At 64.1% G+C, this 20,003-nt stretch carries 24 protein-coding genes and 1 pseudogene; 2 read left to right on the forward strand and 23 right to left on the reverse strand.

The window, feature by feature from the left end:
- Positions 1–9: 9 nt before the first annotated feature.
- The gene (gene tyrS / locus TNMX_RS08170) at positions 10–1,314 is read left to right on the forward strand and encodes a tyrosine--tRNA ligase (protein WP_038031174.1); all 1,305 of its coding nucleotides are present in this window, start codon (positions 10–12) and stop codon (positions 1,312–1,314) included.
- Here the strand turns inward: tyrS and TNMX_RS08175 are convergent.
- From TNMX_RS08175 to TNMX_RS08285, 23 genes and pseudogenes are all read right to left on the reverse strand, one after another.
- Positions 1,311–1,865, reverse strand: coding sequence for a ubiquinol-cytochrome c reductase iron-sulfur subunit (locus TNMX_RS08175; protein ID WP_015717958.1), 555 nt, complete (start codon positions 1,863–1,865; stop codon positions 1,311–1,313). The two genes, tyrS and TNMX_RS08175, sit on opposite strands and share 4 nt — an antisense overlap.
- Entirely contained in the window at positions 1,862–2,842 is a 981-nt protein-coding gene (locus TNMX_RS08180; RefSeq protein ID WP_015717959.1) for a cytochrome c, read from the reverse strand. Before TNMX_RS08180 ends, TNMX_RS08175 begins: the two co-directional genes overlap by 4 nt.
- Positions 2,839–3,270 (reverse strand): cytochrome c-type biogenesis protein CcmH, encoded by a 432-nt coding sequence (locus TNMX_RS08185; protein ID WP_015717960.1) that lies wholly within the window; start codon positions 3,268–3,270, stop codon positions 2,839–2,841. The genes TNMX_RS08180 and TNMX_RS08185 overlap by 4 nt, the downstream gene beginning before the upstream one ends.
- Entirely contained in the window at positions 3,267–3,803 is a 537-nt protein-coding gene (locus TNMX_RS08190; protein WP_049775673.1) for a TlpA disulfide reductase family protein, read from the reverse strand. Before TNMX_RS08190 ends, TNMX_RS08185 begins: the two co-directional genes overlap by 4 nt.
- Before the next feature lie 20 nt (positions 3,804–3,823).
- Complete coding sequence (locus tag TNMX_RS08195) at positions 3,824–5,755, reverse strand: heme lyase CcmF/NrfE family subunit (protein WP_015717962.1); 1,932 nt, start codon at positions 5,753–5,755, stop codon at positions 3,824–3,826.
- Positions 5,752–6,180: a cytochrome c maturation protein CcmE gene (gene ccmE, locus TNMX_RS08200; RefSeq protein ID WP_015717963.1), complete on the reverse strand. Its 429-nt coding sequence runs from the start codon at positions 6,178–6,180 to the stop codon at positions 5,752–5,754. Before ccmE ends, TNMX_RS08195 begins: the two co-directional genes overlap by 4 nt.
- Positions 6,181–6,271: 91 nt before the next feature.
- Positions 6,272–6,958 (reverse strand): cytochrome c biogenesis protein CcsA, encoded by a 687-nt coding sequence (gene ccsA / locus TNMX_RS08205; protein WP_015717964.1) that lies wholly within the window; start codon positions 6,956–6,958, stop codon positions 6,272–6,274.
- A 71-nt stretch (positions 6,959–7,029) separates the two neighbouring features.
- Complete coding sequence (locus TNMX_RS08210; protein ID WP_015717965.1) at positions 7,030–7,752, reverse strand: heme exporter protein CcmB; 723 nt, start codon at positions 7,750–7,752, stop codon at positions 7,030–7,032.
- Positions 7,749–8,318, reverse strand: a complete 570-nt coding sequence (locus TNMX_RS08215) for an ABC transporter ATP-binding protein (RefSeq protein WP_038031175.1) — start codon at positions 8,316–8,318, stop codon at positions 7,749–7,751. The genes TNMX_RS08210 and TNMX_RS08215 overlap by 4 nt, the downstream gene beginning before the upstream one ends.
- A gap of 77 nt (positions 8,319–8,395) precedes the next feature.
- Positions 8,396–9,064 (reverse strand): cytochrome c biogenesis protein CcdA, encoded by a 669-nt coding sequence (ccdA, locus tag TNMX_RS08220; RefSeq protein ID WP_015717967.1) that lies wholly within the window; start codon positions 9,062–9,064, stop codon positions 8,396–8,398.
- A gap of 9 nt (positions 9,065–9,073) precedes the next feature.
- Entirely contained in the window at positions 9,074–9,622 is a 549-nt protein-coding gene (locus TNMX_RS08225; protein WP_015717968.1) for a c-type cytochrome, read from the reverse strand.
- On the reverse strand, positions 9,615–10,898 hold the full coding sequence (soxC, locus tag TNMX_RS08230) for a sulfite dehydrogenase (protein ID WP_015717969.1): 1,284 nt from the start codon (positions 10,896–10,898) through the stop codon (positions 9,615–9,617). The genes TNMX_RS08225 and soxC overlap by 8 nt, the downstream gene beginning before the upstream one ends.
- Before the next feature lie 65 nt (positions 10,899–10,963).
- A complete protein-coding gene (locus TNMX_RS08235; RefSeq protein WP_015717970.1) occupies positions 10,964–12,253 on the reverse strand; it encodes an FCSD flavin-binding domain-containing protein in 1,290 nt (429 codons plus the stop codon).
- A gap of 27 nt (positions 12,254–12,280) precedes the next feature.
- Positions 12,281–13,133: pseudogene (locus tag TNMX_RS08240) on the reverse strand (translation initiation factor 2).
- Positions 13,130–13,576, reverse strand: a complete 447-nt coding sequence (locus TNMX_RS08245; protein WP_038031178.1) for a rhodanese-like domain-containing protein — start codon at positions 13,574–13,576, stop codon at positions 13,130–13,132. Before TNMX_RS08245 ends, TNMX_RS08240 begins: the two are co-directional and overlap by 4 nt.
- Before the next feature lie 2 nt (positions 13,577–13,578).
- Complete coding sequence (gene soxA / locus TNMX_RS08250; RefSeq protein WP_015717973.1) at positions 13,579–14,382, reverse strand: sulfur oxidation c-type cytochrome SoxA; 804 nt, start codon at positions 14,380–14,382, stop codon at positions 13,579–13,581.
- Between the two features lie 3 nt (positions 14,383–14,385).
- A complete protein-coding gene (gene soxX / locus TNMX_RS08255; protein WP_038031180.1) occupies positions 14,386–14,949 on the reverse strand; it encodes a sulfur oxidation c-type cytochrome SoxX in 564 nt (187 codons plus the stop codon).
- A complete protein-coding gene (gene soxB, locus TNMX_RS08260; RefSeq protein WP_038031184.1) occupies positions 14,946–16,667 on the reverse strand; it encodes a thiosulfohydrolase SoxB in 1,722 nt (573 codons plus the stop codon). The genes soxX (TNMX_RS08255) and soxB overlap by 4 nt, the downstream gene beginning before the upstream one ends.
- Complete coding sequence (gene soxX, locus TNMX_RS08265) at positions 16,664–17,242, reverse strand: sulfur oxidation c-type cytochrome SoxX (RefSeq protein ID WP_038031186.1); 579 nt, start codon at positions 17,240–17,242, stop codon at positions 16,664–16,666. The genes soxB and soxX (TNMX_RS08265) overlap by 4 nt, the downstream gene beginning before the upstream one ends.
- A 10-nt stretch (positions 17,243–17,252) precedes the next feature.
- Positions 17,253–18,035, reverse strand: a complete 783-nt coding sequence (gene soxA, locus TNMX_RS08270) for a sulfur oxidation c-type cytochrome SoxA (protein WP_015717977.1) — start codon at positions 18,033–18,035, stop codon at positions 17,253–17,255.
- A gap of 52 nt (positions 18,036–18,087) precedes the next feature.
- Positions 18,088–18,414 carry a thiosulfate oxidation carrier complex protein SoxZ gene (gene soxZ, locus TNMX_RS08275; protein ID WP_015717978.1) on the reverse strand — a complete coding sequence of 109 codons (327 nt, stop codon included), beginning with the start codon at positions 18,412–18,414 and terminating at the stop codon, positions 18,088–18,090.
- Between the two features lie 11 nt (positions 18,415–18,425).
- Positions 18,426–18,878: a thiosulfate oxidation carrier protein SoxY gene (soxY, locus tag TNMX_RS08280; RefSeq protein ID WP_015717979.1), complete on the reverse strand. Its 453-nt coding sequence runs from the start codon at positions 18,876–18,878 to the stop codon at positions 18,426–18,428.
- A complete protein-coding gene (locus tag TNMX_RS08285; RefSeq protein ID WP_038031190.1) occupies positions 18,871–19,305 on the reverse strand; it encodes a thioredoxin family protein in 435 nt (144 codons plus the stop codon). The genes soxY and TNMX_RS08285 overlap by 8 nt, the downstream gene beginning before the upstream one ends.
- 229 nt (positions 19,306–19,534) lie before the next feature.
- On the opposite strand from TNMX_RS08285, the gene cycA reads away from it, so the two are divergent.
- Positions 19,535–19,981, forward strand: a complete 447-nt coding sequence (gene cycA / locus TNMX_RS08290) for a cytochrome C-552 (protein WP_038031193.1) — start codon at positions 19,535–19,537, stop codon at positions 19,979–19,981.
- Positions 19,982–20,003 lie beyond the last annotated feature (22 nt).

Consider the following 20,003-nt stretch of genomic DNA (forward strand, 5'->3'; position numbering starts at 1 on the left):
CTTGGGCTCATGGCAGGCGCCGACACCAAGCCTTCTCCGGAAGAAGCCTTGGCCCTCCTCAAGCGGGGGGCCGAGGAGATCATCCCCGAGGAGGAACTCCTCCTAAAGCTAAAGGAGGACCGTCCGCTGGTGGTCAAGCTGGGGGCCGACCCCACCCGGCCCGACCTGCACCTGGGGCATGCGGTGGTCCTGAGGAAGATGCGCCAGTTCCAGGAGCTTGGGCACAAGGTGGTGCTCATCATCGGGGACTTCACGGGCATGATCGGGGATCCCTCCGGGCGGAGTAAGACCCGCCCTCCCCTGACCCTCGAGGAAACCCGGGAAAACGCCAGAACCTACGTGGAGCAGGCGGGGAAGATCCTCAGGCAGGAACCCCACCTCTTTGAACTCCGTTACAACTCCGAGTGGCTGGAAGGCCTCACCTTCAAGGAGGTGGTGCGCCTCACCTCCCTCATGACCGTGGCCCAGATGCTGGAGAGGGAGGACTTCAAGAAGCGCTACGAGGAGGGCATCCCCATCTCCTTGCACGAGTTCCTCTACCCCTTCGCCCAGGCCTACGACTCCGTGGCCATCCGTGCGGACATCGAGATGGGGGGCACAGACCAGAAGTTCAACCTCCTGGTGGGCCGGGAGGTGCAACGGGCCTACGGCCAACCCCCCCAGGTGGCCTTCCTCATGCCCCTTTTGGTGGGCCTGGACGGGCGGGAGAAGATGAGCAAGAGCCTGGACAACTACATTGGGGTGGCGGAGCCCCCCGAGGTGATGTTCAAGAAGCTCATGTGGGTGCCCGACGCCCTTCTGGAAAGCTACTTCCGCCTCCTTACCGACCTGGAGGAGGCCGAGATCCAAACCCTTCTAAAGGCGGGTCCCGTCCCCGCTCACCGGGTCCTGGCCCGCCTCCTCACCGCCGCCTACGCCCTCCCCACCATCCCTGCCCGCATCGACCGGGCCTTTTACGAAAGCCTTGGCTACAGCTTTGAAGCCCTGGGCAAGGACAAGGAAGCCGGGCCGGAAGCCGTGCGCCAGGCGGAGGCACGCTACGACCAGGTGGCCAAGGGAGCCATTCCCGAGAACATCCCCGAGGTGGTCATCCCCGCCTCCGAGCTCAAGGAGGGGCGCATCTGGGTGGCGAGGCTTTTCACCCTGGCAGGCCTCACCCCTTCCAACGCCGAGGCCCGAAGGCTCATCCAGAACCGGGGCCTCAGGCTGGATGGGGAGCTTATAGAGGATGCGGGCCTCGAGGTGGACCTCTCCCGCCCCCGCATACTCCAGCGGGGGAAGGACCGCTTCGTGCGAGTACGGCTTGCCGACTAAGAACCCTCCATGGGCCTCAAGGGCACCTCGTGCCCCGTGGCGTAGAGGGTGTCCCCTTCCGCCTCGAGGCGCAAGCGGGGCAGGGGGTAGCGGGGGGGCCCGTACACCGCCTTCCCCCCAAGGAGAGGGTCAAAGGCCCCAAAGTGGCAGGGGCAGCCCAAAAAGGGTCTTTCGTAGCGGAAGTTATAGAGGATAGAAGCCGCCTCGGGATCGGGCACATAGTTCACGGTGCAACCCTGGTGGGTGCAGATGCGGCTTACGGCCAGGTAGTGTTCCTCCCCCAGGGAAAGCCCCCCCAAAACCGGCTCGGGCAGGCGGAGGAGAAAGGCCTTCAAGGGCCCTAAGGGCAAGGGATACTCAAAGGGCTTCGCCTGCCACACGGCAAGCTCCCCCCGCCGGGCCACCGCCACCTTCGGCCCCCCCTTCCAGGTGGGCTCTCCTACCCCTGGCCTTGGGCGGAAGCGGAGGTTATAGGTGCGCACCCCAAACCAGAGGAAAAACCCCCCGGCCACCGCCACCGGGATGTAGAAGACAAGGTCCCGCCGCCTCATAGGCCGGATAGGTAGTCCAGAAGGGCCTTCAGCTCCCCCTCGCTTAAGGGCACCGCCGGCATCTGGCCCCGGCCCTTGAGCACGATCTCCCTCACCGCCTCAGGGGCTTTCAGGATGGGGTTTCCCTTAAGCCTGGGCCCCACTCCCCCCTGGGCCTCGGCTCCGTGGCAGGCGGCACAGCGGGCCTGGTAGACCGTTTTCCCGTCCGTTCCCCCCTGGGCCTGGGCGCGGGCCATGGCGATGAGGCCCTCCACCCTTTCCCTGGCCTCCCCGCCCACCTCCAGATACTTTTCCCAGGCGGCGATGGCCTCCTTCGCCTGGCCCTTCTGGAAGTAAATGTTCCCGAGGAAAAGCCAGCCCTCCGCGGCCTTGGGGTCAGCGTGCTGGGCGATCTCCAAGAACATCTGGGCTTCCTCCAGCCGCCCCCCCATGAAGAGGAGGATCCCCACCCGCCGCACGGCCTCGATGTTGGTGGGATCCTTCTTAAGCACCGCCAGGTAGGCCTCCGCCGCCTGGTCAAAGGCCTTGAGCTCATAGGCCCGCCTTCCCCAGGCCAGGAGGTCCGCCACCTCCCCGGTGCGCCTGGCCTTGTCCTGAAGCGCCTTAAGTTCCCGGGCTTCGGCCCGGGCGGTCACCGTAGTCTCCCCGGGAAGCCTGGGCAGGGTGTAGCGCCAAAGCCCTACCCCCAGCAGGACCACCACCCCCAGGGCTAGGGCCACGGGCCAGGGATTGAAGGGACGAGGCTTAGGGGGGCGCCAACCGTCCAAGGCCCGTTCCAGCTCCACCATCCGGGCCATGGCCAGCTTCTTCTCCTCCCCTTCCAGGCTCTGCACCTCCTCCTTCAGGACCTCGAGCTCCTTGAGAAGCTCCTCCCGCCGAGGAGGCTCGGGGAAGGGTTCCCGGGGCCCCCGAAGAGGCCTTAAAGCCAAGTAGAGACCAAGAAAAAATAGAACCAGAAAGATAAGGGTGGCCATCATGCGGGAGGCTCCTTAAGCCGGCGCTCCGCCTCCTCCAGAAGCTCAGGCGGCAGGGGTTTCTTGGGCCGGAAGTAGGCGAAAAGCCCCAAGCCCAAAAGGACCAGACCCAAAACCGGCAACACCCAGACCCAAAGGGTCACTCCCCGCCTGGGAGGCTCGTAGAGGATCCACTCCCCGTACCGGTCCACGAAGAAGGCCTTGATCTCCTCCTCCGTCTTCCCTTCTTGAAGCATCTCGGCGATAATCCGCCGCATCTCCACCGCCACCCCGGAGTTGCTCTCCGCTGCCGACTCCCCCTGGCACACGGGGCAACGAAGCTCCCGGGCGATGGCGAAGACCTCGGGGGAGAGATCAGGGGGTGGGGAGGCTGGGTTTTCCTGGGCCCAAACCCCTAGGGCCAGGAAGAACAAAAGCGCCCAAACCCTCATGGCAACACCTCCTTCAGGTATTGCTCCAAGGTGGTCTGATCGATGGCCCCGGCGTGGCGGACCACCACCCGGCCCTCCCGGTCGATAACGAAGGTCTCCGGGACCCCGTACATCCCGTAGTCCACCCCCACCCGGCCCCTGGGGTCAAAGACCTGGGGGAAGGTGAGGCCAAACTGCTCTATGAAGCGCAACGCATCCCCCTCCTTGTCCTGGGTGTTGATGCCCACAAAAAGTACCTGGTCCCTATGCCGGCGCCAGGTGGCCTCGAGGACCGGAGCCTCCTCGTAGCAGGCAGGGTAGCACCAGCTGGCCCAGAAGTTGAGCACGATGGGCTTCCCACCGAGATGGTCGGAAAGCTTGAAGGTTTTCCCCCATTCCTCTTGGTAAGGGGAAAGCACCGGCAGGGTGAAGTCCGGGGCCGGACGGCGCTCCTTGGCCAGCACCGAGGGAAGCTCCTTGGGGTTTCGCTGCATCCCCCAGTAGAAAAGCCCCCCCAGGGCCAAGACCACAAGGAGCCATAGCCAGCTCCTCAAGCTGTTCCCTGCGGGAAACCTCACGCTGGGCTCACCCCCTTAACCTCCTCCCGCCCCGCCGCCGGCCAAAGGATGTACAGGGTTCCCAGGGCCAGAAGCCCCCCCGCCACCCACATCCAGAAGACCAGGGGGGTAACGATGAGGCGGATGGAGGCCCACTCCCCCTTCTCCCGGTCAAAGTCCATGAGGAGGAAGTAGTAGTCGTTGCCCGGGGTGTAGACCACCTTGGGGGCCGGTAAGGGGGAGTTCATCTGCGGGTAAAAGTGAAGCCTTGGCCGCACCTCCCCGAAGCGGTCCGTGCGCAAGGAAGCCTCCACGGCAAACCGCCTCCCCTCGTCCAAGGCCCGCACCCCCAGGAACTCCATGCGCACTCCGCCCACCTCCCAGGCCTGCCCACGGTAGAGGGTTTTCTCGCTTTCCAGGCGGTAGGTCTGGCTGAAGGCGATGCCGAGGCCCATGAGGGCCACGGCGAAGTGGACCAACAGGCTTCCCACCCGCCTGCGGTTTTCCAAAAATCCCCAGGGGGAAAGCCCTGCCCTAAGGCGGGCCAGCACCCCCTCCCGCACCAGGAGGAGGATGGCGGCGGTGTTGTAGAGGAAAAGCCCCACCGCCAGGGAAGCCCCGAAGGTATAGCCCCGAAGAAGCCCAAGCAGGGTACCCAGGAGAAGGACAGCCAGGAGCATGTAGAGGTTTCGGAAAACCTCCGCCCTAGGCCTCCGCCAGGGCAAAATGGGCCCTACCCCCATGAGGAGGAGGATACCCACCCCAATGGGAGCGGAAACCTGGTTGAAGAAAGGGGCCCCCACGCTCACCTTAGCCCCGGTGAAGGCCTCCACCAAAAGGGGATAGAAGGTGCCGAGCACCACCACCAAGGCCCATCCGGCGAAGAAAAAGGCCCCGAGGAGAAGGGCCCCTTCCCGGGAAAGGAGCCGGAAAACCGCGGTGTCCCGCACCTCCCGGCTGACCCGGGAAAGAAGGCCAAGCCCCAAGCCAGTAACCAGGAGGAAGAAGCCCAGGAAGGCAGGCCCCACCGGCCCCTCGGCAAAGGCGTGGACCGACTGGATCACCCCGCTCCGGGTGAGGAAGGTCCCCAGCACCGTGGCGGCGAAGGCCAGGGTGACAAAGGCGAAGTTCCAGGCCTTAAAGGCCCCCCGGGTCTCCTGGACGATGGCGGTGTGCAAAAAGGCGGTGGACAACAGCCAGGGGATGAAGCTGGCGTTTTCCACCGGGTCCCAGGCCCAGTACCCACCCCAGCCCAGGACCTCGTAGCTCCACCACATCCCCGCCACCTTCCCGGCGGTGAGGAAACCCCAGGCGATCAGGGTCCACCACCGGGTCTCCCCCACCCAGGTCTGGTAGCGACGCACCACCATGGCCGCCACCGCATAGGCGAAGGGCACGCTCAGGCCCACGAAGCCCAGGTACATGAGGACCGGGTGGACGGCCATCATCCAATGGTTCTGCAAGAGAGGGTTGGGCCCATTGCCATCCGCTGGCGGGTTGGGCAGGGTTTGGAAGGGGCTGGCGATGGTGGCCATCACTCCGAAGAAGAAGACCTGGACGCCGAAAAGTACCGCCAAAACCAAGGAAGCCCGCCAGGGGTCCAGGGGTTTGCGGCTGGCCAAAAGGGTGTAGAGGGTTTGCAGCAGGCCCCAAAGGAGGATGCTCCCCTCGAGGGCCGCCCAGGGAGTCACCAGGGTAACCCAGAGGGGATCCTGGGTGGAGTGGTTGCGGGCCACGTAGGCCAGGCTGAAGTCGTGGGTGAGAAGGGCCCATTCCAGGGCCAAGAAGGCCGTCAAGGCCGCCAGGAAGGCGGGAAGGACCAAGGCCTTGGCCCCTGTCAGGAAGCGCCCGTCCCCCTGGTGGTAGGCGAGGAGGGAAAGAGCCAGGCCCAAAAGGCTAAAGGCCAGGGCCAGGCTGACGCCCAGGTTGCCCAGCAGAGCAGGGGTCATTTGGCCTCCTCAATGAGCTTGCGCACTTCCTCCGGAGTCCAGCCCGCCTTGGGAGCCTGGTAGGTCTCGGAGTGTTTCACCAGGAGGTTGGTGCCGTGGAAGACCCCTTCCCGGAAGCGGCCCTCCACCACCACCCCCTGCCCCTCCTTGAACATGCCCGGGGGCGTGCCCTTGTGCACCACGGGCACCTCCGCCACCCCATCGGTGAGGATGAAGCGGAGCTCCAGCTGATCCTTGTCGTAGTGCACCGTGCCCTGCTTGACCAAGCCCCCCAGGCGCACGGGACGGTTCTGGTAGCGCCCCTGATCCTGCAGGTACTCGGAGGGGGTGAGGAAGTAGACCAGGTTCTGCCCCAGGCCGCCGAAGATGAGGTAGGCCAAGGCCCCCAGGATGACCCCGAGTCCGATCAGGTACTTGGCCCTCATTTTGCCCTCCGGTAGCGCCAGAAGAGGTAGGCCAGGTAGCCGAAGACCGTGAGGTAGGTGAGGGCATAGACCCAGGTGACGAAGACCTCGCTCATGCCTCCTCCTTCCTGGCCTCCAAAGCGGCCAACAGGGAGCGGAAGCGCACGAAGCCCAGGTAGAGGAGGGTGAAGACGAGGAGGTTGAAGAGGAGGGCCTGGAGCATGGCGGGGTCCATGTGGATCTTCCCCGTGGTGAGGTCGATGGACTGGGTTTGGTGCAGGCTCCGCCACCACTTCACCGACATGTAGCTGATGGGCACGTTGATGAAGCCAAGAATGCCCACCGCCGCCGCCGCCTTTCTCCTCAGCTCGGGGTCCTCGATGGCCCCCCTGAGGAGAAAGTAGCCCACATAGACGGCAAAGAGGATGGCGGTGGTGGTGAGCCTGGGCTCCCAGGTCCAGTAGACCCCCCAGGTGGGCCGGGCCCAGAGCATCCCTGTCACCAGGGCCAGCCCCATGAAGACCAGGCCGATCTCGGCGCTTGAGCTGGCCACCCGGTCGTGGCGGGGATCCTGGCGGACGAGGTAGAGGAGGGAGTAGAGGAAGGTGACGAAGAAGGCCAGATAGCCAAGCCAGGCCCCGGGCACGTGCAGGTACATGATGCGGGCCAGATACCCCTGGTTCACGTCGGGGGGAGCGGAAAGGGCCAGGTAGAGCCCCACGGGGAGGAGCAGAAGCCCCAGCCCCAGGAAAACCCAGGTGAGGGCGTCCGGGCGGTCGGGTTGCGCAACCTTCAGCATGCTTGTACCTCCATGACCCCTAGCATAGCCAAGGGAAGGGTTAAAAATCTGTGGCCTCCATACCGCCAAACCTAACCTTCCATAACCACCGGGAAAAGGAGGGCACTGGCGGTGAGGTAGACCACATCAAAGACCAAAAGAAGCTGCCACCAATCGGAGATCTCCGCCACGGGAAGGCCCTCCGCCAGGCCCGTGGTGGCCCGCACCGAGGCCAGGACCACGGGGACCACCAAGGAGAAGAGGAGCAGGGGCAAAAGCACCTCCCGTCCCCGGAGCCGGGCCAGAAGACCGGCGTAAAAGGTGGCCACGCTGGCGTAGCCCAAGACCCCCAGGACCAGGGTCAGGAAGAGGGGGAAAAGGCGCTCCAGGGGCAGGTAGAAGAGGCCCGCCGCCATCAAAAGGGCAAGGGCAGCCAGGGGTAGGAGAAGGAGCATCTGGAAAAGAAGCTTGCCGAAGTAGATCCACTCCTTGCCCCCGGGAGCCAGGAGGAGGTCGTCCAAGGTGCCCTCCTCCACCTCGAGGGCAAAGGCCCGGGTGGAAAGCAGGGTGCTCCCGAAGGCCAAGGCCACCCAAAGCACCCCGGGGGCAGCCCGGCGCAAGGGCTCCTCCTCCGGCCCCAAGGCCAAGGCCATGATGAAGAGCATCACCGCAAAAAAGGCCAGGATGGAAAGAAGCCCCGAGCGGTCGCGCACCTCGAGGCGAAGATCCCTTAAGGCCAGCAAGACCACCCGGCGCACCACCCCTACCCTACCCTGCTCGGCAGCCTCGGGCCACCCTTCCACGGGAAGCTTCATGCCACCCCCAGCTCCAGGGTGCGGTCCGCCACCCGCTCGGCCAGGGTGCGGTCGTGGGTGGCCAGCACCACCCCTGCCTTCTTCCGGGCCTCGGCCAAGGTGGCAAGAAGAAGCTCCCTCCCCCCTTTGTCCAAGGCGGTTTCGGGCTCGTCCAACAGCCAGATATCGGGGAAGAGAAGGGTAAGCCGGGCCAAGGCGAGCCTCTTCTTCATGCCGCTGGAGAAGGCGTAAAGGGGAAGGTCCCCGGGCAGGCCAAAGCGATCCAGGGCTTCCTCAGGTTCTTTGCCCTGGTGGTGGAAGGCCAGGTCGTAAAGGAGGTGCTCCCGGGCGGTAAGGTGGCGGTGGAAGGCCGGGGGGTTGGGCAGGAAAAGGGTCCTGCCCGCCCGTTCCACCTGCCCCCGGGTGGGCTTGAGAAGCCCGGCCATGAGGCGCAAGAGGGTGGTCTTCCCCGAGCCGTTGGGCCCCAAGAGGGCCACCACTTCCCCCCGCTCCAGGGTAAAGGAAAGGTCCCGGACCACCCAGTCCCGGCCGAAGCGCTTGGAGATCCCCTGCAAGCGAAGCAACATGCCTATACCAGTTTAGGGGTATCCTCGGGGGCCATTCGTCCCTCTTAGAGGAAAAGACCCCCGAGGTTCCCTCACCCCTACAAGTTCTTCTGCAGCCACTCCGGCGTAATCCGGAGGAAAAAAGAGTTCAAGGCGGTGTAGGTCCCCGTGACAAGCAAAATCCCCACCACCAGGAGCACCACCCCCGCCAGCAACTCCACGTAGTGGGAAAGCTTCCCGGCCCTCCTCAGCCACCCCTTAAGCCGGTCGGCGAAAAGGGCCACCAACAAAAAGGGCACCGCCAGGCCCAGGATATAGGCCAAAAGAAGCTCCACCCCACCCCCCACCGCCGTCAGGGTGAGAATGGCCCCCAGGATGGGCCCGATGCAAGGGGTCCAGCCCAAGCCCAGGCTGGCTCCCAGGAGCAGAGCCCCCAGGGGGCGCCCTGTTTCCCCCTCGTAGCGGAGGTTCACCCCCCACCTGGGCCTCAGGCCCAGCATGTACAGGCCGAAGAGGATCAGGATCACCCCCCCCACCCGGGCCAGGGTCTGGCGGTGCTCAAACAGAAGTCCGCCCACCAGGGTAAAGGGTAAACCCAGGAGGAAAAAGACCATCCCGAAGCCCAGCACGAAGAAAAGGGCGTTGAAAAGGGGGCGCCCCCGTTCTCCCCCCAGGTAGAACAGGTAGGTGGGCACCAGGGGAAGGACGCAAGGGGAGAGGAAGGAGAGCACCCCCGCCAGAAAGGCCGCCGCCAGAGAAACGCTCATGCCTCCATCCTAGGGCAAGGTGAGCCAGGGAAAACGGCGCTTGGTCTCAGGGTCCAGATCCAAAAGCTCCCGAGCGGGCATCCTCACCTGGGGCAGGGTCTTCTGGTTGATGGGCTCGTGGGCATCTATGATCCCGTTCATGTAGAGGAGGAAGGCCACCAGGTGGTAAACCTCCTCATTAGTAAGAGTACCGGGCGCCCCAAAGGGCATGGCCCGCCGGATGTAGTCGTAAAGGGTGGTGGCGTACTGCCAGTAGTTGCCGATGGCAAACTCCGCTGGCTCGGTGGCAGGGGTGATGGGGAAGGGCTCGGCCACCAGCCGGTTGAAGGGGTACCCCTCCCCCCGGGCCCCGTGGCAGGAAGCACACTTTTCCGCATAGATCCGCTCTCCTTCCTCCACCCTCCCCTCCCCCGGGGGAAGCCCCCGGCCGTCGGGGAGGACCACCGGCCTGATGTCATACTGGGCCGCCAGTTCCTCGGAGATAGGGGTGCCCAGGTTGTACCGGGCTCCCACCGCCAGGCCCAAAAGGGCCAAAAGAACCAGGATGCGCTTAACCATCAAACACCTCCCCGTCGCAACCCCCCACGGGTCCAAACGCCTGCTGGCCCAAGGGCCTATCCCCGTTCACCACCCGGCCGTCGGGCAGGATGCGCCAGGCCTGGATGGCGTTGTAGTGGTAGCGGTTGTTCCTGCCCCACTTCTTGAAGAACTCCTCCCGGGTGGGCTGGGTGTTCCCCTTCTCGTCCCAGGCCCGGCTCCAGAGGACCACCTCCTTGCCATCCCAGTGCCAGGGCATCTTGAAGCGCACGAAGGCATAGCGCTCCACCGGGGGTTCCAGGGTGGCCTGGCGCCAGGTCTTTCCCTCGTCGAAGGAGATCTCCACCTTGGTGATCCGCCCGTACCCGCTCCAGGCCAGGCCGCGGATCTCGTGGAAGCCCGGCTTGATCTGCTGCAAGCCCGAGGGGTAGGTGATGATGGACTCGGGGTCCATAACCCACGTGAAGGCCAGCACCTTACCATCCGCCATCACGTCGGTGTACTCGCTGGTTTCATCCTTGGCCATGGCGGGAAGGTCGGTGACCAGGATGCGCCTCAGCCACTTCACCTGGATGCTTCCCTCCCAGCCCGGCACCACCAGGCGCACGGGATAACCCTGCTCGGGGCGCAAGGCCTCGCCGTTTTGGGCGTAGGCCACCAGCACGTCCTCCATGGCCTTCTCCAGGGGCAGGGAGCGGGTGTAGGCGGCGGCATCCATGCCCTCGGGGATGAGCCACTTGGCCCCGGGCTTCACCCCCGCCTCCTTGAGGAGCAAAGCCAAGGGAACCCCCGTCCAGCTGGCGTTGGAGGCCAGGCCCCGGCTTCGGGTGGCGGTGAGGTTGGGGTCCGGGGGGTTGCGGTAGCCGTTTTGCCCGTTTCCGGCGCACTCAATGAAGTAAGTGCGGGTCACGGACGGGAAGCGCTTTAGGTCCTCCAAGGTGAAGACCAAGGGCCTTTCCACCATCCCGTGGATCACGAGGCGGTACTTGGCCGGATCCACCTGGGGCACCCCTCCGTGATGCCGCTCAAAATGGAGGCCGTTGGGGGTGATAACCCCTTCCAGCTTCTCCAGGGGAGCGAAGTCGGCCCCGGAGTGGCGGGTACGAAGGTTGGGGGAGATGTAGCGCACCACTCCCTCCTCAAAGGGGCTCCTTTGGCCGTACTCGGAAAGGGGAGCCCCCAGGGTCTTCATGGGGGCAAAGGTTTCCTCGTCCCAAGGGGGCGTCTGGGCCCTGGCCTTAAGCAAGCCCAGCACGCCTCCTGCGCCCAAAAGCCGGAAGAACTTCCTTCGGTCCATATACCCTCCTATGGTATTTCTAGGCCACAAAAAACCCCGCCCCTAATGGGGGCGGGGGAAAACCCTTAGGCCGGGCCGAACATGTCGTTCCAAATGCCCGTGGCCCAGCCGATGGCAGCGGTGCCGTTGGCCGCCGAACGCTGGTTGTCCACGGAGCCCTGGGACTTGATCTGCTTGGCCGCCTCGTCCCAGGAGTAGTTGGCCGCCACCCAGATGGCCTCCTCCTTGTCCACGAAGGAGTAGCAGATGTTGTGGGGAAGCTCCGGGGGAATCTCCGCCAGGGGCTTACCTTTAAGCCGTTCTGCCAGGTGCCGGGCCACGATGGTGCCGGAAACGTAGGCCACCATGCCGCTCTTGGGGTAAGGGGTGTTCCCGGTGATGTCCCCCACCAGGTAGACGCGGTCGTCCTTCTCCGAGAGGAAGTAGGGGATCTTCACGTTGGCCCAGCGCTCCCCCAGGCCTGCGGTGCGCACCAGCTCCCCCGCCTTCATGGGAGGAATGATGTTGGCCAAGGTGAAGGGCACGTCCCCGAGCTCCGTCTTCACCACCTTCTTCCCGTAGTCCAGGCCGGTGATCCGGGTGTTGGGAACGTACTCCAGGTAGTCCTTGTAAAGCTCGTTGTAGGCGGCCAGGAAGCCCGGGGCCTTGGAGATAGGTTGGGGGTTGGCATCCAAAACGATAAGCTTCCCCTTAACCCCCTTGGTCTTGAGCCGCCAAGCCAGCATGGCCGCCCGCTCGTAGGGCCCCGGGGGACAACGGTAGGGAGGGTTGGGAATGTACATGACGATCTCCCCACCCGTCTCATCGAACTGGTCCAGTATACGGCGCAAGGCTACGTGCTCAAAGGGCTTAAAGCCCACGGGCATGAGGTGCTTCGCCTCGGCGTAGCCGGGGATGGCCTCGTACATGTAGTCGATGCCCGGGGCCAGGACCAAGAAGTCATAAGCCAGGTATCCCCCGGTGGTCCGCACCAGGCGGCGGTCCCGATTGATGTCCAAAACCCTCTCCTGGACAAAGATCACCCCGTCCTTAACCACGTTGGTGTAGTCAAAGACCAACCACTCCAGGGGCTTGACCCCGGCCAGGAAGAGGTTGGACATGGGGCAGGACATGAAGATGGGCTTCTGCTCGACGAGCACCACCTCCACATCCACCCCGGACTGGACCAGCTTCCGGGCCACCGTGGTGCCACCCCAGCCGCCCCCGATCACCACCACCCGCGGCTTGCGGGTGCGGGGAAGAAGGGTGGCCGGGCGGCTGTAGAACTCCTGGGCGAAGGCTGGGCTCGAGATCGCCCCGGCAGCGGCCAAAGCCGCCCCCGTCTTGAGGACCTGACGCCGACTGACCTTGCTCATACTCCCTCCTTCTTCTTGGCCAGCCTCTTATCGGCCAGGGCGGTAAGGAGTCCCGCCCGTAGCTTCCAGGATCTGGCTCATGACCCGGCGGGCCTCCTGGAGCATGGCCACCGCCGGCGTGCCCATCACACCGGGCATGATGGTCATGAGCATGGGCTCGATGGCACCCACCAGGACGTCATTACCCATCTGCATGGCAAAGAAGCGGCAAGGAGCGGCGAAACCTCCCGCAGGCTGGGTGAGGAACATGATCCGAGCCCATTCGCTCTTGCAGGGCATGATCACGGTCACCGGGCCCACCTTCACGTTGGGCAAAAGGTTAAGCCCGTTGGAGGTGAGCTCCGTTTCCACCATGAGCACCACATCCTCCACCTTGGCGGAGGGCACCCGGTACATGAGGGCAGGCATCATGCCGCTAGCGGGATCGGGCATCATGGGCGGGGGGCAGGCGCTTCACGATGCCAAGCCGTCCCAGGGCCGCCTCGAGGCGCCACACCAACCGCTCCACCTCACCCCCGTACACCTGTAGCATGGAGAAGAGGAGGCGCCCGTCAAAAGTGCCCACCGTGAAGCTGTTCCCCTGGCCGGTGATGAAGACCGTGGGAGGTAGGACGATGGCGGCCATGGGATTTTTGGAAACCGCCTCGATGCTTCCCTTATCCGGCTTCAGCACCACCAGGCGGTACTCGGGGAAACCCGGGCCCGTCACCTGCCGCACCTGCTCCCCCAGGTTTAGAACCCGGTCTGCCTCGAGGCCCACGGACTTCAGGGCGGAGAGGGTCTTGGCCTCCACCTCTTCCAGGGAGCCTTTAACCTCCACCACCAAAGACTGCGCCAAACCCAACCCCAAAAGGGCCACCAGAGCCAAAAGCTTCCTCATTGCGAACCTCCTTCCACTTCTAGGCCGGCGTCCAGCCAGCCCTTAAAGCCGTGAGCGATGTTCTTGGCATTCTTGTAGCCAAGCGCTTGCAAATATGCGGCCACCACCGCCGAAACGCTGCCCGAGTTGCAGTAGACCAGGATCAGGGCCTCCTTGTCCTTGGGTAGCTCATGAAGGCGATCGGGCACCTGGCCGGCGTAGATGTGCACCGAACCCGGTATATACCCCTTCTTCCGCTCCTCCTCCGTGCGCACGTCCAGGATAAAGGGATCAAAGAGGAGGAGGTCCTTGGCCTCGGTGGGATACACCAGATAGCTGGCGGGGGGCACGCGCTTGAGGAACTCCCCAAAGGCCTTCACCCAGTCCCCCCCCGCCCCCCCTCCCCCCTGGGCCCGGGCCAGGGGAAGGAGGGGAAGAAGGGCAAGGAGGTGGCGGCGGCGCATGGCTAGCGGGTGAAGAAGGGCAGCTCCTCAAAGGAGTGCCCGGCCTTGGTGGCCTCGGCCAGCATGTACACGGTCAGGGCGATGTGGACATCCGAGTAGAACTCCGGCTTGGGAATGGCGATGGACTCGTAGCAGAAGTTAATGCGGTCCTCCATGGTGTAGAGCCGGTCCTCCTCAAAGCGGTAGGCGGGCCACTCATTGCCCAGACCCTGCTTGGGGCTCCGCACCGGGGAAAGCCGTACCCTCTGGCCGGCATACTGGTCGTGGCAGATGGCGCAGCTCATGTCCCGGGCCCCGGCGCGGGTGTACCAAAGCTCCCGCCCCAGGTTGTACATGGCCAGCTCCGCCGGGTGCTTGGGCACCACCTGGATCTTGGCCTTGGAGGAGAAGGAAGCGATATAGGTGGTGATGGCCCTAACCTCGTCCCGTTTGATCTCCGCCGGCTTGTACCCCTGTACGGTCTGCATGCAGGTGTACACCCGGGTTTCCAGGTCCTCCACCCGCTTGCTGTCGGAGAAGTACTTGGGAAGGATGGCGTAGACTCCCTCCAAAACTCCCTTCCCCTTGCCGAAGTCGCACTCCTCCAGGGTCTTGCCGCTTGGCCCCTTGCGGAAGAAGAGCTCCTTCCCCTCCTCCACAAAAAGATCCCCCGGGAGCACGCCGAAGGTCTCCAGGTACATCTGCCGCTGGCGCATGGCCTCCTCAAAGGGATCCAAGGGCTTCTGCTGCTGCGTATAGGCCCCCAAGCCCGCCAAGGCCCCCAAGGCCAGCACACCCAGGAAAACTAAGCGATTCCTTCTCTTCACGGCTCACCTCCGGTTGATGGGGGACTCGGGGTCCAGAAGAAAGGCCACCAGGTCGGCGGTTTCCTCCGGGGTAAAGAGGCCGTGCACCCCGCCACGGTACATCAGGGAGCAGGGCACGAAGGCCCAGGCGTTGAAGATCTTCTCGTAGGTGTAGCGCACCACCGCCTCCGAGGTGCCCCGCTGCCCATAGTTGGTCAGGCTCGGCCCCATGGTGCCGTGGGCCACCTCGCTGGCGACCCCGGCGTGGCAGGCGTAGCAGTTACCCCGCTTGGGATCGGTGAAGACCTTCTCCCCGTTTTTCCAGTCTCCCATGAGCTTGCCGTTTGCCGGGTACTTGATGAGGGCCTTCTGCTCCGCCAGGAAAGTCGGGATGAGATCCGGGGGAAGCTTATCCCGGTACTGGGAGCAAAGGGCCTGCCCTTTGTCCTGGGAGAGCATCACCTTGGCAAACTCGTGGCCGCCCGCATGCAAAGCCGCCTCAAAGCGGGCCCTAAAGGGACTCACCTGGGTGAGGCCAAGCCCCAAGATGACCACCGAAACTAACAAAATTGACGCCTTTTTGGTCATGAACTCACCTCCGGCACACGGTAGTTACGTCCCAACACGCGCACGTTGGGCTTGGGCAAAACCCTTATGCGCCCAGCGGCTTTGAGGTACTCCTCGAGGACCTGGTAGATGGGCCTGGGCTCGTACCCCGCCTTGGCCTCCCCCACCCGCTGGAGCCTTCCCCCATAGGAGGCCGCCAGGTACCGGCGATTGGGATCCAGGGGCTTGCCGCCCACCTCCACCTCCCGGATGCGCTTGCCGACGGGGGCATCGGGGTCCAGCACGTAGCGGAGGCCGTAAACCCGGCTCACGTCCCCGCCCTGCTGGTAGAAGGGATCGGGGGTAAAGACGTTGCTGGCGATGTCCTCCAGGGTGTTCCGGATCTGCTCCCCCCGTAGCCAGAAGAGGTAAAGGTCGGGGTAGGTAAAGCCCAGGTAGGCGTAGAGGTGGTCCCGGGTGATGGCCTGGCCGGGAAGGATGGTGGTGCCCCAGCGCACCGCCGGGCTGAAGACCAGGTCCACCTCGGGATAAAGAGCCTTCACCGCCTGCCCCACCAGCTCATCCCAGGTGGAGTAAAGGGTGTCCCGCTTGTAAAGCAGGGATTCGGAAACCGCCAGGGGCTCGAAAAGGTGCTGCCGGTGGGGAGCCAGGGTCTTTTCCAGGAAGGCCTCCACGTCAGGAGCCCCCGGGAGATGGCGGGCCAGAACCGGCAGGATCCTGAGCCGGAGGTTGGCAATACCCCCCTTGAAAAGCTCCAGGTCCACCCGCATCAGGGCCTTACCGGCTGCGCTTCCCGCCACGATCCAGGTCTTGCCCACCCGCCAGGGGGAAGGGGTGAGGTCGTGGGTGTGCCCGGAAAGGATGAGGTCAATGCCCTTCACCCGCTCCGCCAAGGCCGCGTCCAGCTGGAGGCCGTTGTGGGAGAGAAGCACCACGGCATCCGCCCCCTCGGCCCGGGCCTGGTCCACGGCCTCCTGCAAGCGGCGCACATCCAGGGCAAAGGAAAGGCCTTCCGTGAACTCCTCGGGGTGAGAAACCTTCACGTAGGGATAGGTGGCCCCCACCACGGCCAGGGTGTAGCGGCCCATTTGGTGGATCCGGTAAGCAGGGTAAAGGGGGTCGCCGAAAAGCTCATCCACTACGTTGTAGGAGAGGTGCTCGCCCTTAAGCTTCTTGAAGAGCGCCTCGGCCCGCTCCCGCCCCAGGGTCCACTCCCAGTGGGAGACCATGTGGTCCACCCCAACGAGGTTCTGCCAGTCCACGATGGCCTCTCCCTGGGTGAGGAGGGAAAGGCCGGAGTTGGTCCAGGTATCCCCCCCGTCCAACACCAAGGCCCTGCCCCCCTCGGCCTCCACCTGGGCCTTTTGCCTGCGGATAAGGGCGGTGAGGGCGCTCAGGCCCCCGATGGGACCGAAGGCCTTGGCCAGCTCCACGAAGTCCAGGTAGCTGAGCAGGTAGGCCAAGGGGGTCTTCCGCTCCACCCCGTAGTAGCGCAGGATGGCCTCCCCGGTCAGGTAGCCGGGCCTCCCCATAAGGGGCTTGGGGGCGATGAGGTTGGGAGGCTCCATGAAGTAGTGGGGGAAGGCCTGGCCGTGGAGGTCGGAGAAGTAGAGGAGGGTGGCGTTGCCGTAAGGGGGAAGGTCGTAGAGGCGGGAAGGATTCTCCAGAACCTGGGCCAAAGCCTTGGGCCCAAGCCCTCCCAGGGCGGAAAGCCAAAAAAGAAGCTCCCTTCGGTTCATTTAGACCCCACCGCCGGCTTGGTGTTGAAGTCGCTTTCCGGATCCAACAGGTAGGCCACCACGTCTGCGATCTCCTCGGGGGTCAAAAGCCCCTGGGCCCCAAAGCGGTACATGACCGTGCAGGGGAAATAAGCCCAAGAGTTGTAGATGACCTCGTAGGTGTAGCGCTGCACCGCCTCGGACTGGCCCCGCTTGAGGCCGTATTTCTCCAGGCTGGGCCCCACGTCCCCGCCCAGGTGCACCGGGGAGCCAAAGTGGCAGGAGAAGCAGTTGGCCTTCTGCAGGTTGTTGAAGATGGCCCCGCCCTTCTTCCAGTCCCCCATGAGCTTGCCGCTTTGCGGGTACTTGATGAGGGCCCGCTGCTCCTCGAGGAACTTGGGGAGAAGATCGCCGGGCAGACGGTTGCGGTGGATGGAGCAAAGGGCCTGGTCCGGACGCTGGTTAAGGAAGACATCCGCGTAGGTCTTGCCACCCGTCTTGATGGCCTCCAGCTCGGAAGGGGAAAAGTACGACTGGGCCAGGGCCACCACCAAGGGCACGGCCAAAAGGATGGGGATAAGCTTCTTCGCCTTCATCGCCGCCTCCTCACCGCACGAAAGCCGGCCACTCCTCCACCACCGCCCCGTTATTCTGGTAGGCCATGAAAAGCTCCAAGGCTAGGATGGGCAGGGAGTAAAGAGCAGGCTGGGGATGGCCGATGTTGCCGTAGCAGGCCCGGATGCGGTCCTGCATGGTCCAGATCTGGTCGTTGGAGTAACGGTAAGCAGGCCAGTGGGTCCAGGACTTGTCCTTGCCCAGGACATCCGCATAGGGAAGCACCCCCGCCCGCCGACCCACGTAGGTCACGTGACAAGTGGCGCAACCCACGTCCCGGGCCCCACTGCGGGCGTAAAAGAGCTTCTCGCCAAGGGCATAAAGCTCCCTTTCTTGAGGAAAGAGGAGGCGCACCTGGATGGGCTTGCCCGTGGAGAAGCTGGCGATGTAGAAGGCGATGGCCACCACCTCCTGCCGCTTGACCTGGTCGGGCCGGTAGCCCTGAACCCGGGTCATGCAGGTGACGATGCGGCTATCCAGGTCCTCCACCTTGTTGGTATCTAGGAAGTAACGGGGTAGCCTGGCCGCCGCTCCTTCCAGAACTCCCTTCCCCAGGCCAAAGTCGCACTCGGCCATGGTCTTGCCCTTTGGCCCCTTGCGGTTAAAGAGCTCCTTGCCCTGCTCCACGATAAGCTCCGTGGGCAGGATCCCCGCGGTTTGCAAAAGGAGCTGCTTTTGCCTCTTGGCCTCCTCCCGCGGGTCCACCTCCCCTTGGGCCAAGGCCAAGCCAAGCAGGAAAAGCACGCCCACCATCCACCAGGACCGTAGAAGCATACCTTTACTCCGTGCCATGCCCGGCGCCCGGGGTTGCCCCCGGGCGCCACCCTTAGGCCAGCTCCAGCTTTACCGTGCCCTCGCCGGTATCCCCGTCGGTATCCTTAAGCTTGACGGTAAAGGTCCCCGCCTTTTCCGCCTTGAACATGAAGCCGTAAAGGGGGTTGGCGCTGGTGGAGGGACCGGGCTTAGCCTCGGCCACCTTCTCCCCTTCAAAGTAGATCTCCACCTGGTTGATGTACTTGGCGGGGATGATCTTGCCCTCGGCATCCCGGCGGGTGCCAGGCTCGTTGGGATGCTGGGCGACTACCTGGAGCTTGAAGTTCTCGCCCGCCTTGGGCTTGGCCGGGGTCAAACGAACAATGGTACGAATGGCCATTTTCTACCTCCTTAACCGCAGCCACCCACGGTCACGCGGGTGCTGGCCGATGCCAAAAGGAATTTGCCGTCCGCCGTCTCCACCACCGCCCGGATAGCCGTGGTTTCCGCCAAGCGCACCCGGGTGGCGTAGTAGGGCAGGGCCTTCATGGGCATAAAGGCCACCAGGTGCGGGGTGGGGTTCTTGTCAGCGAAGAGGTGGATGGCCTTCACCTGGCTCGAGGGCAGGTTCACCTCCACCTCGGCGGGAACGTTGGCCCCGCTTTCGGCAATGGCAGGCATGGTGAGCTTGATGACGTTGGAGGGAGTAAGATCCTTGAACCCCTTGCCCAACACCGCCTGCAAGGCCTTCTCCAGGTTGGCCAGATCCTCACCCTCCAAACCCTGCGCCCTTACGGGAAGCCCCGCCAAGGCAACGGCCCCGAGGGCTACGCCAGTGGTCCTTAGAAACGCTCGCCTATTCACACGCACCTCCTTTGGCACAGATCTGACGCAGCTCCAAAAGGAACTGCGCCCGGGGCCGGCTGCCAAAAAACCGGCCCACCTCTTCCCACGCCCCCTTGCGGAAGACGAGGAAGACAAAGGTTGGGGTACCCGGCACCCGATACCGCCGGGAAAGCTCCTGACCCTCCGGGGTTTCGGTATCCACGGAGGCCACCACGAACCGGTCCTCCAGGAAGCTACTTACCTGGGGATCGGAGAGGACGAAGGTGTTCATCTGGTCGCAATAGGGGCAGTGAGGAGAGTGAAAGTACACCATCACCACCCGCCCGTGGCTCTGGGCCAAGTTCAGCGCCATGCCATAGGGATACCACCGGCCAAAGTCCGGAGCCGCCCAGGCCGCGGCCAGGGCGAGTAGGGCTAGGGACCAAAGTACCCGGTATGCGTACATCTTATACACCGCCTGGGTACACCCAAGGACATTTGTACCCTAGCACCCCCACCGGGGCAATGTCAAGCTCCTCTGACACGTAACCTTCTTTTCATAAAAACTCACTTATGAAGGCCCCTCCCCTGTACCCCCCGGGACTATACCCTTAAGAATGGCTAAAGATTTGGCTTCATTAGAGGCCTTGACAAGGAGCCAGGGACAAAATACCCTGATACCCCGGAGGGTAAAGATGAAGCGGACCCTAACGGCTCTCCTCCTTATCGGCAGCCTGGCCTTCGCCCAGGCAGACGGCGCCAAGCTTTTCAGCCAGTGCGCGGGATGCCACCAGGCCAACGGGCAGGGGCTCCCCGGGGCCTTCCCGCCCCTGGCCGGACATGTGTCCGATATCCTGTCCAAACAGGGCGGGCGGGAGTACCTGATCAAGGTGCTCCTCTGGGGCCTCCAGGGACCGATTGAAGTAAAGGGCATGAAGTACAACGGGGCCATGCCTGCCTATAACGGCCTCAAGGACGAGGAGATCGCCGCCCTCCTCAACCACATCGCCACCGCCTGGGGCGACGACAAGAAGGTCAAGGGCTTCAAGCCCTTCACCGCCACCGAGGTCAAGGCCCTGCGGGAAAAGAAGCTCACTCCCCAGCAGGTGCTGGAGGAACGGAAAAAGCTGGGTCTGAAGTAAGGCGGGCCCGCAAGGAACCCGG

This window comes from Thermus sp. NMX2.A1, from assembly GCF_000511705.1.
Taxonomy (GTDB): domain Bacteria; phylum Deinococcota; class Deinococci; order Deinococcales; family Thermaceae; genus Thermus; species Thermus scotoductus.

Coding starts and splice junctions, on each gene's coding strand:
- tyrS (WP_038031174.1), top strand. CDS start 10: ATGGCAGGCGCCGACACCAAGCCTTCTCCGGAAGAAGCCTTGGCCCTC.
- TNMX_RS08180 (WP_015717959.1), bottom strand. CDS start 2,842: ATGATGGCCACCCTTATCTTTCTGGTTCTATTTTTTCTTGGTCTCTAC.
- TNMX_RS08210 (WP_015717965.1), bottom strand. CDS start 7,752: ATGAAGCTTCCCGTGGAAGGGTGGCCCGAGGCTGCCGAGCAGGGTAGG.
- soxZ (WP_015717978.1), bottom strand. CDS start 18,414: ATGGCCATTCGTACCATTGTTCGTTTGACCCCGGCCAAGCCCAAGGCG.
- TNMX_RS08195 (WP_015717962.1), bottom strand. CDS start 5,755: ATGACCCCTGCTCTGCTGGGCAACCTGGGCGTCAGCCTGGCCCTGGCC.
- ccsA (WP_015717964.1), bottom strand. CDS start 6,958: ATGCTGAAGGTTGCGCAACCCGACCGCCCGGACGCCCTCACCTGGGTT.
- TNMX_RS08215 (WP_038031175.1), bottom strand. CDS start 8,318: ATGTTGCTTCGCTTGCAGGGGATCTCCAAGCGCTTCGGCCGGGACTGG.
- TNMX_RS08225 (WP_015717968.1), bottom strand. CDS start 9,622: ATGGTTAAGCGCATCCTGGTTCTTTTGGCCCTTTTGGGCCTGGCGGTG.
- TNMX_RS08185 (WP_015717960.1), bottom strand. CDS start 3,270: ATGAGGGTTTGGGCGCTTTTGTTCTTCCTGGCCCTAGGGGTTTGGGCC.
- soxC (WP_015717969.1), bottom strand. CDS start 10,898: ATGGACCGAAGGAAGTTCTTCCGGCTTTTGGGCGCAGGAGGCGTGCTG.
- TNMX_RS08285 (WP_038031190.1), bottom strand. CDS start 19,305: ATGTACGCATACCGGGTACTTTGGTCCCTAGCCCTACTCGCCCTGGCC.
- soxB (WP_038031184.1), bottom strand. CDS start 16,667: ATGAACCGAAGGGAGCTTCTTTTTTGGCTTTCCGCCCTGGGAGGGCTT.
- ccmE (WP_015717963.1), bottom strand. CDS start 6,180: ATGAGGGCCAAGTACCTGATCGGACTCGGGGTCATCCTGGGGGCCTTG.
- soxX (WP_038031186.1), bottom strand. CDS start 17,242: ATGAAGGCGAAGAAGCTTATCCCCATCCTTTTGGCCGTGCCCTTGGTG.
- TNMX_RS08245 (WP_038031178.1), bottom strand. CDS start 13,576: ATGCGCCGCCGCCACCTCCTTGCCCTTCTTCCCCTCCTTCCCCTGGCC.
- ccdA (WP_015717967.1), bottom strand. CDS start 9,064: ATGAGCGTTTCTCTGGCGGCGGCCTTTCTGGCGGGGGTGCTCTCCTTC.
- cycA (WP_038031193.1), top strand. CDS start 19,535: ATGAAGCGGACCCTAACGGCTCTCCTCCTTATCGGCAGCCTGGCCTTC.
- soxA (WP_015717977.1), bottom strand. CDS start 18,035: ATGCTTCTACGGTCCTGGTGGATGGTGGGCGTGCTTTTCCTGCTTGGC.
- soxX (WP_038031180.1), bottom strand. CDS start 14,949: ATGACCAAAAAGGCGTCAATTTTGTTAGTTTCGGTGGTCATCTTGGGG.
- TNMX_RS08235 (WP_015717970.1), bottom strand. CDS start 12,253: ATGAGCAAGGTCAGTCGGCGTCAGGTCCTCAAGACGGGGGCGGCTTTG.
- TNMX_RS08175 (WP_015717958.1), bottom strand. CDS start 1,865: ATGAGGCGGCGGGACCTTGTCTTCTACATCCCGGTGGCGGTGGCCGGG.